The 14,016-nt window shown below is 59.3% G+C and carries 11 protein-coding genes; 7 read left to right on the forward strand and 4 right to left on the reverse strand.

Going from position 1 to position 14,016, the window contains the following annotated elements; all coding sequences use genetic code 11:
* Window positions 1–17: 17 nt before the first annotated feature.
* The 6 genes from K9B32_RS09835 to K9B32_RS09860 all read left to right on the forward strand — a co-directional run bounded on the left by K9B32_RS09835 (window position 18) and on the right by K9B32_RS09860 (window position 6,435).
* Window positions 18–1,688 carry a ribonuclease J gene (locus K9B32_RS09835; protein ID WP_224561709.1) on the forward strand — a complete coding sequence of 557 codons (1,671 nt, stop codon included), beginning with the start codon at window positions 18–20 and terminating at the stop codon, window positions 1,686–1,688.
* Window positions 1,689–1,691: 3 nt separating this feature from the next.
* A complete protein-coding gene (gene mce, locus K9B32_RS09840; protein WP_224561710.1) occupies window positions 1,692–2,096 on the forward strand; it encodes a methylmalonyl-CoA epimerase in 405 nt (134 codons plus the stop codon).
* 132 nt (window positions 2,097–2,228) lie between these two features.
* On the forward strand, window positions 2,229–2,510 hold the full coding sequence (locus tag K9B32_RS09845; RefSeq protein ID WP_007789695.1) for a DUF1467 family protein: 282 nt from the start codon (window positions 2,229–2,231) through the stop codon (window positions 2,508–2,510).
* A 577-nt stretch (window positions 2,511–3,087) separates the two neighbouring features.
* Complete coding sequence (proS, locus tag K9B32_RS09850) at window positions 3,088–4,410, forward strand: proline--tRNA ligase (RefSeq protein WP_224561711.1); 1,323 nt, start codon at window positions 3,088–3,090, stop codon at window positions 4,408–4,410.
* Between the two features lie 16 nt (window positions 4,411–4,426).
* Window positions 4,427–5,737 carry a lipoprotein-releasing ABC transporter permease subunit gene (locus tag K9B32_RS09855; protein WP_224561712.1) on the forward strand — a complete coding sequence of 437 codons (1,311 nt, stop codon included), beginning with the start codon at window positions 4,427–4,429 and terminating at the stop codon, window positions 5,735–5,737.
* A gap of 14 nt (window positions 5,738–5,751) precedes the next feature.
* A complete protein-coding gene (locus K9B32_RS09860) occupies window positions 5,752–6,435 on the forward strand; it encodes an ABC transporter ATP-binding protein (protein ID WP_224561713.1) in 684 nt (227 codons plus the stop codon).
* Here K9B32_RS09860 and K9B32_RS09865 read toward each other — a convergent pair whose 3' ends face one another.
* Window positions 6,436–6,900 carry a DUF5680 domain-containing protein gene (locus K9B32_RS09865; protein ID WP_224561714.1) on the reverse strand — a complete coding sequence of 155 codons (465 nt, stop codon included), beginning with the start codon at window positions 6,898–6,900 and terminating at the stop codon, window positions 6,436–6,438.
* A gap of 70 nt (window positions 6,901–6,970) precedes the next feature.
* The gene (locus K9B32_RS09870; protein ID WP_224561860.1) at window positions 6,971–7,555 is read right to left on the reverse strand and encodes a hypothetical protein; all 585 of its coding nucleotides are present in this window, start codon (window positions 7,553–7,555) and stop codon (window positions 6,971–6,973) included.
* Between the two features lie 303 nt (window positions 7,556–7,858).
* On the opposite strand from K9B32_RS09870, the gene dnaE reads away from it, so the two are divergent.
* Window positions 7,859–11,356, forward strand: coding sequence for a DNA polymerase III subunit alpha (gene dnaE / locus K9B32_RS09875; protein ID WP_224561715.1), 3,498 nt, complete (start codon window positions 7,859–7,861; stop codon window positions 11,354–11,356).
* 2 nt (window positions 11,357–11,358) lie between these two features.
* Here dnaE and K9B32_RS09880 read toward each other — a convergent pair whose 3' ends face one another.
* Both K9B32_RS09880 and K9B32_RS09885 read right to left on the reverse strand, forming a co-directional pair.
* Complete coding sequence (locus K9B32_RS09880) at window positions 11,359–12,594, reverse strand: L,D-transpeptidase family protein (RefSeq protein ID WP_224561716.1); 1,236 nt, start codon at window positions 12,592–12,594, stop codon at window positions 11,359–11,361.
* 93 nt (window positions 12,595–12,687) lie between these two features.
* Entirely contained in the window at window positions 12,688–14,007 is a 1,320-nt protein-coding gene (locus K9B32_RS09885) for a DNA polymerase IV (protein WP_224561717.1), read from the reverse strand.
* Between the last annotated feature and the right edge of the window lie 9 nt (window positions 14,008–14,016).

Below are 14,016 nucleotides of genomic sequence, written 5' to 3' on the forward strand. Positions count from 1 at the left end.
TTGGAAAAAAGAATAATATGGCGAAGCAGGACGAATTGGTATTTCTGCCGTTGGGCGGCGTTGGCGAGATCGGAATGAATCTCGCCCTTTATGGCTACGGCCCGCCAGACCATCGCCAGTGGATCATGGTCGACTGCGGCGTCACCTTCCCCGGACCTGACCTGCCGGGGGTCGATCTTGTGTTGCCCGACATTCGCTATCTCGCAAGCGAGAGGAAGAGCCTGAAGGCGATCTTCATCACCCACGCCCATGAGGACCATTACGGCGCGCTTGCCGATCTATGGCCGGGCCTCAATGTCCCGGTCTATGCCTCGGCCTTTACCGCCGGGCTGCTCGAGGCGAAGCGAAACTTCGAGAAGTCGGCCATCGGTGAGATTCCGGTGACACTGTTTACGGCGGGCGATACCGTCAATGCCGGCCCCTTCAGTGTCGAGGGTGTCGCGGTCAACCATTCCATTCCCGAGCCGATGTCGCTGGTGATCCGCACACCACTCGGCAACGTAATCCATACTGGTGACTGGAAGATCGACCATGAGCCGTCTCTCGGTCCGCTGACGGACGAGACGCGTTTCCGCCAGCTCGGCGACGAAGGCGTCTTGGCGCTGATGTGCGATTCCACCAACGCCCTGCGCGACGGTGTCTCGCCCTCGGAAAAGGACGTCTCGGAGAGCCTGCGCAAGATCATCGAGAACGCCGAGGGTCGCGTCGCGGTGACGACGTTCTCATCGAATGTCGGCCGTATCCGCACAGTAGCCGAGGCGGCGGAGGCTGAAGGCCGCGAAGTCCTTCTGCTCGGCAGTTCGCTCAAGCGCGTGGTTGACGTTTCCCGCGATATCGGCCTGATGGAAGGCATAAAGCCGTTCATTTCAGAAGACGAGTACGGCTATATTCCACGCGACAAAGTGGTCGTCATACTTACGGGAAGCCAGGGTGAGTCACGCGCGGCCCTTGCCAAACTCTCGCGCGACGAGATGCGCAACGTGGCGCTTGCCTCCGGCGATATCGTCGTATTCTCCTCGCGCGCTATTCCCGGCAACGAGAAGGCGATTCAGGATATCAAGAACGGCCTCATCGAGCAGGGTGTCCACGTGATCACCGACAACGAGGCTCTTGTCCACGTTTCCGGACATCCGCGCCGCAACGAGCTGCAGAAGATGTACGAGCTGACGAGGCCGAAGATCGTCGTGCCAGTGCACGGCGAGGCGACGCACCTGACGGCACACAAGGAACTTGCGGAACAGTCGGGCATCTCGATCGTGCCGCGCGTTCGCAACGGCGACATTCTTCGTCTGGCGCCGGGACCAGTCGAGGTGATTGACGAGGCGCCGCATGGCCGCATCTACAAGGACGGCGCGCTGATCGGCGATTTTGACGAAATGGGCATCGGCGAGCGCAAGAAGCTCTCCTATGTCGGCCACGTCGCTGTCAACGTCGTGATCGACAGCCGCTACGATATCGTCGGCGATCCGGACCTAGTTGCAATCGGCCTGCCTGTCTACGACGACGAGGGCGACGAGATGGAAGACACGCTCTATGATGCTGCAGTTGGTGCCATCGAAAGCATTCCGCGGGCTCGCCGCAAGGATCTCGACTTGCTGCAGGAGTCGGTTCGCCGTGCTATCCGCGCAGCGGCAAACCAGACCTGGGGGAAGAAACCCGTGGTCACAGTTTTTGTTACGAAGGTCTGACGAATGCTCGGCCGGGTCAACCACGTTGCTATCGCTGTTCCCGACCTTGCGGCCGCAACGGCTGCATATCGGGACACACTCGGCGCAACCGTCTCAGCCCCGCAGGCTCTACCGGAACACGGCGTCACCGTCGTCTTCGTCGAGTTGCCGAATACCAAGATTGAACTCCTGCAGCCGTTGGGAACGGAATCGCCAATCGCGGCTTTCCTGGACAAGAACCCCTCCGGCGGAATGCACCATATATGCTACGAGGTCGGCGATATCCTCGCCGCCCGCGACCAGCTGATCCAACGCGGGGCAAGGGTGCTCGGCAGCGGCGCGCCGAAGATCGGCGCGCATGGCAAGCCGGTGCTCTTCCTGCATCCGAAGGATTTCTTCGGCACCCTGATCGAGCTCGAGCAGGTCTGAGCAAGCCTGCGGCAGAGTGACCGGAATCCCGCAAAAGATGGGAAGGGGTCTGAACCGGCTTTGAGTTGACGGTATTTCGGCCTATAAGCACGGCAACTGCGATAACCGCAGAGAGCCTACCGGGACAATTCGATGCTGCAGATATTTCTACAGGGCTTCGCCGTCTACTTTATCGTGTGGTGGATCACCCTCTTTGCCGTGCTCCCGATCGGCCTGCGCACGCAGGCAGAGGATAACGACGTCGTTCCCGGCACCGTCCCGAGCGCGCCGACCCGGTTCCGGCCCGTCTTTGTCTTCTCGATGACGACGCTCATTTCTGCCATCATCTATGCGCTTTGGTATATTGCTTCGAATTACTTCGGATGGGGCTTCGACGCCCTGCCGCAGATCGGCCCGTCATTTTCAAACGTCTAAGGGCGTTTGCCCAGTTTTTGGGCGGATGCAGATTGGGGCTATCATACACGTGTCATGAAGTTGCGGCATGGAGGTGCCGTAACGTGATACGGACATTGCGTAACGGCAGGCGAGCTATTCCAGAAGTTTTTTGGAGCAGCGAAAAGCCAAAAAAAAAACAAGGCTGAAAGCCTTGTTTTAAGTATCGCGTGATCCTTATCCGTTGCCGGGGCTGCGACAAGCGCGCCTAAGATCTGATCCTCCCAAGACTTGACCGCGAAATCGACAGGGATTTGAGCTCCCTGCCTGTTTTGTGGGCTAAAACTAGCTCAAAGATTGGGCTTTGTCATTAGGTTTTTTTGCATTTTTGCTACACTCCAGCAAATTTTTTCTGTTGATAAGAATTTCGTACAAACCATTATAATTCCGCCTTTTTCTTACTTTGTCTGCTTCGCAAGTGCGAACATGCTTTAACGGAAGGCCGCTTGAGCCCGTCGCGGGTTTCTTTCCTCTCGCGAAGCAGTTATGAACGCTGCCAATATTTGTGATCGCCTTCGATTCCGCGACCTGCGGTGTCTCAACAGCTCTGGAATTCGCCATGCGCCTGTCTCGCTATTTCATGCCCATCCTCAAGGAAAATCCCAAGGAGGCGGAGATCGTCTCTCACCGGCTGATGCTGCGCGCGGGCATGATCCGGCAGCAGTCGCAGGGCATCTATTCCTGGTTGCCGCTCGGCAAGCGCGTCCTGGACAAGGTCAACAACATCATCCGCGAGGAACAGAACCGCGCCGGCGCGATCGAGCTGTCGATGCCGACACTGCAGTCTGCTGAGCTATGGCAGGAAAGCGGGCGCTACGACGCCTACGGCAAGGAAATGCTGCGCATCAAGGATCGCCAGGATCGGCCGATGCTGTATGGCCCGACGAACGAGGAAATGGTCACGGATATCTTCCGGTCCTACGTGAAGTCCTACAAGAGCCTGCCGCTCAACCTGTATCACATCCAGTTGAAGTTCCGCGACGAGATCCGTCCGCGCTTCGGCACCATGCGCTCGCGCGAATTCATGATGAAGGACGCTTATTCCTTTGATCTGACGCGCGAAGATGCAGAGCACTCCTACAACAAGATGTTCACCGCCTATCTGCGCACCTTCGACCGCCTCGGCTTACGCGCTATTCCGATGCGCGCCGATACCGGCCCGATTGGCGGCAATCTCAGCCATGAGTTCATCATCCTGGCCGACACCGGCGAGTCCGAAGTGTTCTGCCACAAGGACTTCGTGCACTTTGATATCCCGGCCGAAGATACCGACTTCGAGAGCGTCGAGGGCCTGAAGGCTGTCTTCGACAAGTGGACATCGCTTTATGCAGCCACATCGGAGATGCATGACGAAGCTGCGTTCAACGCGGTCCCCGAAGGCGACCGCCTCTCCGCCCGCGGCATCGAAGTGGGCCATATCTTCTACTTCGGCACCAAGTATTCGGAGCCGATGGGCGCGAAGGTGCAGGGTCCGGATGGCAAGGAACATACTGTCCACATGGGTTCCTACGGGATTGGACCGACGCGCCTTGTTCCCGCCATCATCGAAGCATCGCATGATGAGAACGGAATCATCTGGCCAGCGTCCGTGGCGCCGTTCGATGCGGTCGTGATCAACATGAAGGCCGGTGATGCGGCGTGCGATGCGGCCTGCGAGAAGATCTATGCGGTGCTGTCGAACGCCGGCAAGGATGTCCTCTATGACGATACAGACGATCGCGCCGGGACGAAATTTGCGACCGCCGACCTGATCGGGGTTCCGCTGCAGATCATCGCCGGCCCGCGGGCGGTTGCGAGTGGCGAAGTAGAAGTGAAGGACCGCAAGACGGGCGCCCGTGAAACGATGACCATCAACGCGGCGATCAACAAGCTCTTGGGCTGAGCAGGCGGGAGGCAGAATGGCAGATGCAGCGGTGAGCCAGCAGCAGGGTTCCAAATCCGGCTCGGCGCCGGCCAGCCGGCCATTTTCCGCCTTCGAACGGCTTGTGGCGTGGCGTTATCTGCGTGCCCGCCGCAAGGAGGCGTTCATTTCGGTAATCGCCGGCTTTTCTTTCATCGGCATCATGCTCGGTGTCGCTACGCTCATCATCGTCATGGCTGTGATGAACGGATTTCGCACGGAGCTGATCTCCCGCATTCTCGGCATCAACGGGCACATGATCGTTCAGCCCGTCGATACGCCGTTCAACGACTATCCGGCGTTGACCGACAGGCTTGCTGCCGTGCCGGGTATAAAATTGGCGCTGCCGCTGGTGGAGGGGCAGACACTGGCGTCGGGGCAGGGCGGAGCAGGGACGGGCGCGTTGGTCCGTGGTATCCGGCCGGAAGACCTGGACAAGGTGAAGACTGTCTCCGGCAACATCAAGTCCGGCGACCTTGTTGGTTTCGCCGCAGGACAAGGCGTACTGATAGGCTCGCGTATGGCCGAGCAGCTCGGCCTCCAGGCTGGCGACAACATCACGTTGATATCACCGGAGGGTGACATTACGCCGATGGGCGTCAACCCGCGGGTCAAATCCTATAAGGTCTCGGGCATTTTCGAGATCGGCATGTCGGAATACGACGCCACGATCATCTACATGCCGCTCGAGGAAGCACAGCTCTATTTCAATGCCGAGGGGCTGGTTCAATCCATTGAACTCTTCGTCGACAATCCCGACGACATCGACAATATGCGCCCGAAGGTGGAAGCCGCGGCCGGCCGCCAGATTGCGATCACCGACTGGCGCCAACGCAACCAGACCTTCTTTTCGGCCCTGCAGGTCGAGCGCAATGTCATGTTCATGATCCTGACGCTCATCGTACTCGTTGCTGCGCTGAATATCATTTCCGGCCTCATCATGCTGGTGAAGGACAAGGGCAGCGATATCGCCATCCTGCGCACGATGGGCGCAAGCTCCGGCGCGATCATGCGCATCTTCTTCATGACAGGCGCGGCAATCGGTGTCGTCGGCACATTGGCCGGCGTTCTGCTCGGCGTCATTGTCTGTATGAATATCGAGAAAATCCGCGAGTTCTTCTCCTGGGTTTCCGGCACGGTGCTGTTTGATCCGCAGCTCTATTTCCTCAGCCAACTGCCGGCAGAAATGAGCCTCAGAGAGACGCTCTCCGTTGTGATTATGGCGCTGACACTGTCCTTCCTCGCCACCATCTTCCCGGCATGGCGAGCCTCCAAGCTCGATCCCGTGCAGGCCCTGCGCTACGAATAAGGAATGCCCTGTTCATGAAACGGAATACCGTTCTCAAGCTTTCCGGTGTCGAGCGCCACTACGGCCAGGGCGAGACGCTGCTCTCGATCCTCAAAGGTGCGGATTTTACGTTGAACGGCGGCGAAATCGTCGCCCTCGTCGCACCGTCAGGCACGGGAAAATCGACACTGCTGCATGTTGCCGGCCTGCTTGAGCATCCCGATGGCGGCGAGGTGACGATTAATGGCCATGCCTGCGACGGCTTGCCGGACGACAAGCGCACCATGATCCGCCGCAACGAAATCGGCTTCGTCTACCAGTTCCATCATCTACTGCCGGAATTCTCCGCGATCGAGAACATCATGATGCCGCAGATGATCGCTGGCCTGCCGCGCAAGGAAGCGAAGGAGCGGGCCGGCCAGCTGCTCGACTACATGCGGATCGGCCATCGCGGTACCCATCGCCCCGGGGAGCTTTCCGGTGGCGAGCAACAGCGCGTCGCGATTGCCCGCGCCGTCGCCAATGCGCCGAGTCTGCTGCTGGCGGACGAACCGACGGGAAATCTTGATCCGGAAACCGCGCGCTATGTTTTCGATGCCTTGGAAGCGTTGGTGCGCCAATCGGGATTGGCAGCGCTGATTGCGACCCACAACCACGAACTCGCCGCCCGTATGGATCGTCGTGTGACGATCGTCGAGGGCAAGGTGGTGGATTTCTAGCTAGGGGTGGATGAGCCCACCCTGATAATCGAGTTCGTAAGCCCGGCGCTCGTTCACGACGATTACTTCGCGGCCGCTGAAATGGCTGCAGTCGCCGGTGCTTTGATCGGCATAGAAACCGAAGGCATGCTCGAATTCCATGCCGCCGAGAAAGCGTCGGTATTCGCCATACATTTTCGACAGCGCAGCCTTGATGACGGTCCCCGCTCGTTCTCCGTCGATCAGCGAATGCTCAACGATGCGGCCGAAATAGTTCATCGCCCAGATCGGTTCGCTGTCCAGCCACACCACTTCCTGCCCCGCGAAATCCGTTCCGCCGAAGTAGCTGTCGAGATAGCGCCACGGGCCGCGCTGATAGCCGATGTCATGCGATCCCCTCCGGCAGGCAGACGATGGAATTCCACCGCCGACATAGGTATTGGCCTTGGCCTCGACGATAAAGCGGTTCAATTCGGCGATATCCATATCTTTGCCCTCCCGCTCGGCAGCCTCTCAATAACGGCGCCAATTGTAAAGAACAAAATAGGAACAAAGCCTATTGCTCGCAGATTGCTTGTCCTGTGTCGTCATTCCATTGGGCGATCGGTAGGGTGCGCGGTTCGGCTTTGACATCCTTGCCATTCTTCTGCAGCTTGCCGGTCAAGGCGTTGTAGTCGCAGGAACCGCCGGCATTGGGGTCGAGCGTGTCGTAGTGATTGTAGGTGTAGCCGGCGACGACAAACTGTTTGTTGCGATAGGCGACCGTCAGCGTCTGGTCCCAGCGGTCGCGGCCAATGGCGCTGTTCTGCGAATGAATGGCGATCGAGGATTTGCCGATAGCCTTCAACGAGGGTTCCTGTCCGAAGACGCCCTCGGCACTGGTGCTGCCCCAAATCTTGTTTGGCGCACTCAGCGAAAGTCGCAAGAGCTCGTGGTCGCTGTCGCGAAGATAGATGTATATGCCGATCTGACCGTCGCTGGCGCTGTCTGCAGGCGCGACTAGCAGTGCAAGATCCATTCCCCCGTCGCCATCCCAATCACCGGTCGCAGCATCGACGATGCGCGCGGCATCATTCTGCTCGGCATTGGCAGTAAACGCCGCCGATAAAGCCAATCCAGCAATTAATACAAACTTAAACATGCTTTTCTCCCGTCGCCACACCGCCAGCAGAGGCGAAAAGAATCCTGTTGACAAGAGAACAATAGCAGAACAAAATAAAAACATAAGAGAACAGGAGAGCCAAATGACTGACATGATCCGTGATATCGCAGCATTCACCTCCATCGCAATGTTCGTTGCCAGCTTCTCGCTGATCTGCATGGCAATGTAAGAATTCCGGGGACCGCATGGCTGCCATGCGGTCTGAACGCTTCCCTTCTCTGGACATCGACCCTTCAATGCTGAGAATAGCCGTGATTGATTCAGGTGATCGGAAGGCATGTCATGGCGGGTGCGGAGAAAGACGCGGTAAGCGGTTTCATCGGCGGTACGCCCGGCTTCGTTCACCTTCGGGTCCACTCGGCCTATTCGCTGCTTGAAGGCGCGCTGCCGCTAAAGAAGATCCTCTACAAGGCGTCGGGCGATAGCCAACCGGCGATCGCGATCACCGACACCAACAACCTATTCGTCGCCCTCGAGTTTTCTCAGAAAGCGATGGATGAAGGTCTGCAGCCGGTCATTGGCTGCCAGGTCTCGATCGACATGGAAGACGGCCTGGAGACGGAACGGCGTGGCGGCCAGCAGGCGCTCGTCAAGCTCCCGTCTTTGGTACTGTTGGCTGCGACCGAGGCCGGCTACGAGCGGCTGGTGGATCTCGTCAGTCGGGCCTATCTCGGCGGCGAGGGCGGTCAGTTGATCCACATTCGTGCTTCTTGGCTCGATGAGATCGGAACCGACGGCCTAATTGCTCTGACCGGTGCCTTGACGGGGCCGATCGATATGGCGCTGAAGGACGGCCATACAGCTCAGGCGGAAGCACGCCTTCTGCTGCTGAAGCGGCATTTCGGCGACCGACTGTATGTCGAACTGCAACGTCATGGCACCTATGACAAACGCCATGAGCAGAAGGTGATCGGTCTTGCCTATGAGCATGATTTGCCGCTGGTCGCCACCAACGAAGCATTTTTCCCGACGCGCGACGACTATGATGCCCACGACGCCCTGATGGCGGTGGCCCACAACGCCATCGTTTCGGACGATACGCGGTTCCGCCTGACGCCCGATCACTACCTAAAGAGCCGCGCCGAGATGGCGAAGTTGTTTGCGGATCTGCCGGAAGCGTTGGAAAACACCATCGAGATCGCGCGCCGCTGCTCGTTCATACTCAAGACGCGCAAGCCGATCCTGCCGCGCTTCACGGGCGCCACGGCCGATCCCGAGGAAGCGGAACGCGAAGAGGCGCTCGAATTGCGCCGGCAGGCAGAGGAGGGGCTGGACAATCGCCTCGCTACGCTCGGCATGTCGCCCGGCTACGAGGAGAAGGACTACCGTGAGCGCCTGGAATTCGAGCTCAGCGTTATCGAACGCATGAAGTTTCCGGGCTACTTCCTCATCGTTTCGGACTTCATCAAATGGGCAAAGCAGCATGACATTCCCGTCGGCCCGGGTCGTGGCTCGGGTGCGGGCTCTCTGGTTGCCTACGCGCTGACGATTACCGACGTCGATCCTTTGCGTTTCTCGCTGCTCTTCGAACGCTTCCTCAATCCGGAACGCGTTTCGATGCCCGACTTCGATATCGACTTCTGCCAGGATCGCCGCGAAGAGGTGATCCGCTACGTGCAGCGCAAATACGGCCGCGAGCAGGTGGCGCAAATCATCACCTTCGGTTCGCTGCAGGCACGCGCAGCACTGCGCGACGTCGGCCGTGTGCTGGAAATGCCCTACGGTCAGGTCGACAAGATCTGTAAGCTGGTTCCCAACAACCCAGCCAATCCGACGCCACTGTCGAAGGCGATTGAGGAAGAGCCGAAACTGCAGGAGGAGGCCGGCAAGGAGCCGGTCGTCGCGCGCCTGCTTGATATCGCCCAGAAAATCGAGGGCCTTTACCGCCACGCCTCGACGCACGCCGCCGGTATCGTCATCGGCGACCGCCCGCTGTCGAAGCTGGTGCCGATGTATCGCGATCCGCGTTCCGACATGCCGGTCACCCAGTTCAACATGAAGTGGGTCGAGCAGGCCGGCCTCGTCAAGTTCGACTTCCTCGGCCTGAAGACGCTGACGGTGCTGAAGGTCGCCGTCGATTTTGTCGCCAAACGCGACATCAAGGTGGATCTCGCTTCGATCCCGCTCGACGACAAGAAGACCTACGAAATGCTCTCGCGCGGCGAAACGGTCGGCGTGTTCCAGGTTGAAAGTGCGGGCATGCGCAAGGCGCTGATCGGCATGAGACCAGACTGCATCGAAGACATCATCGCGCTCGTGGCGCTTTATCGCCCCGGTCCGATGGAGAACATCCCGACCTACAACGCCCGCAAGCACGGCGAGGAAGAAATCGAATCGATCCATCCGACGATTGACTATCTGCTGAAGGAAACGCAGGGGGTTATCGTCTACCAGGAGCAGGTGATGCAGATCGCCCAGGTCCTGTCCGGCTACTCGCTTGGCGAGGCCGACCTTCTGCGCCGCGCCATGGGTAAGAAGATCAAGGCCGAGATGGACCAACAGCGCGAGCGCTTCGTCGATGGTGCCGTGAAGAACGGAGTGTCGAAGCCGCAGGCCGACAACATCTTTGAGCTTCTGGCGAAGTTCGCGAACTACGGCTTCAACAAGTCGCACGCCGCCGCCTACGCGATCGTCTCCTATCAGACCGCCTACATGAAGGCGCATTATCCGGTCGAGTTCCTCGCCGCGTCGATGACGCTTGATATGTCGAACACCGAAAAGGTCAACGACTTCCGCCAGGACGCCAAGCGCCTCGACATCGAGGTGATCCCACCCTCGGTGCAGACCTCGTTCCGCCACTTCGAAACCGGCGACAACAGGATCTATTACGCGCTGGCGGCGCTCAAGGGTGTCGGCGAATCGGCTGTCGATCATATCGTTGAGGTTCGTGGTGACACTCCATTCGCGAGCCTTGAAGATTTCTGCCTGCGCATCGATCCGCGACAGGTAAACCGCCGCGTGCTGGAAAGCCTGATCTTCGCCGGTGCTTTCGATTGCTTCGGGCTCGATCGCGCGCAACTGGCAGGTGGTCTCGACCGGATCATGGGCTATGCCCAGCGTGCGCAGGAAAACAAGCTGAGCGGCCAGTCGGATATCTTCGGCAGCGCTCTTTCGTCAGGCCCTGAGAAAATCTCGCTGCCGCCGTTTTCGCCGTGGCTGGCCTCCGAGAAGCTGCTTAAGGAGTTCCAGGTCCTTGGCTTCTACTTGACGGCGCATCCGCTCGATAGCTACCAGAACGTTCTGCAGAAGATGCGCGTGCAGACCTTCGCCGAGTTTTCGGCGGCAGTGAAGCAGGGAGCAAGCAACGGACGCCTTGCGGGCACCGTCATTTCCAAGCAGGAGCGCAAGACGAGGACCGGCAACAAGATGGGCATCATCGTGTTTTCGGATTCATCCGGTCAGTTCGAAGCCGTGCTGTTTTCCGAGATGCTGAACCAGTACCGCGATGTACTGGAATCTGGAAAGTCCTTCGTGATCACCGCGACCGGGGAGGAGCGGCCGGAAGGTGTCGGCCTTCGGCTGCAGACCATACAGTCGCTTGAGGAGAAGTCTCTGCAGATGCAGAAGGCTCTGCGCGTCTACGTGCGCGATTGCGGGCCGCTTCGCGCGGTCGCGGCGCACCTCAATGCCAAGGGTGATGGCCTCGTCTCCTTCATCGTGATTAAGGAGGAGGGCAAACGCGAGGTGGAGGTCGAGCTTCCGCAAAAATATCGCATCACGCCCGAGATTGCCGCGGCCCTTCGCGCGGCACCTGGCGTCGTTGACGTCGAGTTGGTCTGACGTCAGCCCCTTGTTAGGGTAATGAAGTCGGTTCCGTTGCCGGTCTCGGGTCCGAGGCCGGTGTCGGAAATCGTCAGTGTCGAGCCGGGGGTCAGCATGGCGTCGATTTTTCGCCGCGTCTCATCGGGAATATCGATACGGCTCAGAGCATTGGCGATCGGCGTGCCTGATATGATCGAGCTCTCGAGGCTGCTGATTCCAAGCCGCGTCATGGTTGCGCGCGAGAGTGTATTTGGAAGCGTCGCACCCATCCAGTCTGCCGAGCCGGTTTCGAAATCGATACTGCGTGCCATCAAGAAATGCGTGCCGAGGGCAAGGCGAGGGTTCGCGATCGAGATCGGCGCTTCAAGAACAGGCTGGAAACCTTGGCGGATCATGATGACGCCGCTCGGCGGCGTTCCCTTCCCGGCCGCGGCATAAACCGCCTTGGTGAGCGTGTCACTCATTGGTGACTTGTCTGCCGTGGGCTCAACCGGATATTTCGATTTGAAATCGCTGATCGCCTGCAGCGTTGCCGAGCCGAGCAAGCCGTCGGGTTCACCTGCGGCAAATCCGAGCTCATTGAGGTAGGTCTGAAGGTCGATGACCTCCTCGCGCAGGCTGCGGCGCGTGATGAGCATGCGGATCGGCGTGTCGTTCGCGGGCGCTCTTGCCGCCGGGGGGTGGGCAGCCGGTAGCGCGACGTCGTTCATCGCGACCTGAACGGGAGCCTGGCCGATCGCCGGCCGCAAAGCCGCGTCGGAAAGCAACGCTGCGGGCTCCGGCATGTCCGGCCGGAAGAGTGTCGGATGATCGATCGGTTCCGGTGTCACTTCTGCGTCGGTAATGACAACCGGAACGCCCATCTCAGTCATTTTGTAGAGCTGCGTGGCGAAGGCTGCCGGCATGCGGACGCAGCCGTGTGATGCCGGGTAGCGCGGCACGGAATTGGACTCGTGAAGCGCGATACCGGACCAGGTCAGCCGCTGCATGAAGGGCATCGGTGCAGCCGAATAGAGATTGGACTCGTGATATTTCTTCTTCTCGATGACGGAGAAGATCCCGCTCGGTGTTGTGTGGCCCGGTTTTCCCGTTGAAACCTTCGAGGTCGCCACGACCTCGGTGCCATCATAGAGCGTGAGCGACTGCAAATCCTTCGATACGAAGATCTGCAGCGTGCGTGCATCCGCAGCGAGTGCGGGGTGCAAGAGCGCGGTGGCCGACAGCAAACCGAGGCCAAAAACGAGACGCGAGAACATGTGACTCAACCGATACGCAATACTGGAGGGCCAGCGTATTCGGGGAAGCTTAAGGAAAACTTGAAATAAGGGACCTTGAGCCAGGCTCACATACTAGTGATCGCGCTTGCCGCCAAACGTATATCCGGTCTGGACGGTCCCTTTGCCGAACTTGTCGCGCAGCTTGTCCATTGCCGCTTCGGCGGCTGCCCTGCGGCCGGATTGTACATCGATAAGGTCGGGTGGATCGGCGCGCGCGGGGTCGCAAAGATCGGTCAGGCCGATCCCGATCAGGCGAAACTTCGTACCGTCCGTTTCCTTCAAGAGAAGTTCCAGCCCGGTGCGGAAGATCCGGTCGGCAAGCTGGGTCGGGTCTTCGAGTTTGCGATTGCGGGTGCGCGACTTGAAGTCCGCCGTCTTCATTTTCAGAACCACCGTCCGGCCGGCAATGTCGTGCTTCTTCAGCCGCCAGGAGACCTTCTCCGCAAGACTGCGCAGGATCGGAACGAGTTCATCGTAGCGGGAAATATCATCAAAGAAGGTTGTTTCGGAGGAAACGCTCTTTGCCGCATCGTTCAGATGGACTTCGCGGTCGTCGACGCCACGCGAAAGGCGCGCCAGTCGCTGCCCCATGCTGCCATATCGACGCATGAGGTCGTTTTCCTCCATCCCCTGCAACTGGCCGATGGTGCGGATGCCGTCAGCCTCGAGCGTAGCCGCAAATGCCTTGCCCACGCCCCAGATCGTCGTCACCGGCCGCGGGGCAAGGAAGGAGACGGCCTCTTCCCGGCCGATGACCGAGAAACCTCTGGGCTTTTGCAAGTCGGACGCGACCTTGGCGAGAAACTTGCAGTAGGAAAGGCCCACGGAGATGGTTATGCCGATCTCCTTCTCGATGCGCTGGACGAACTTGGCAAGCGTGCGCGCCGGCGGATCGTGATGCAACCGCTCGGTGCCGCAAAGTTCCAGAAACGCCTCGTCGATCGAAAGCGGCTGAACCAGCGGCGTCAGTTCCTGCATCAAGGTGCGGACCTCGCGTCCGACCTTGACATATTTTTCCATGTCGGGCCGAATGACCACTGCCTGCGGGCAGGCCTCCAAGGCCTTGAACATCGGCATCGCCGAACGAACGCCATGGATGCGCGCGATGTAACAGGCGGTCGAGACCACCCCGCGCTTTCCGCCGCCTATGATGACAGGCTTGTCGGCGAGCTCAGGATTGTCGCGCTTCTCGATCGCTGCGTAGAAGGCGTCGCAATCGATGTGCGCCAGCGTCAGCTTGTACAGTTCCTTGTGCCGCACGAGACGAGGGCTTCCGCACGCCGCGCAGCGGCGCGTTTCTGCCTTCTGCTCGGCAAGGCAGTCGCGACAGAAGCCGGGTGTCTTGGCGTACGCAAGTGTCATGACGGGAACAAAGATTGAACATTTCAACATTAGCCTTTA

Origin of the sequence: Rhizobium sp. 3T7 (assembly GCF_020166565.1) — a bacterium.
Classification (GTDB): domain Bacteria; phylum Pseudomonadota; class Alphaproteobacteria; order Rhizobiales; family Rhizobiaceae; genus Rhizobium.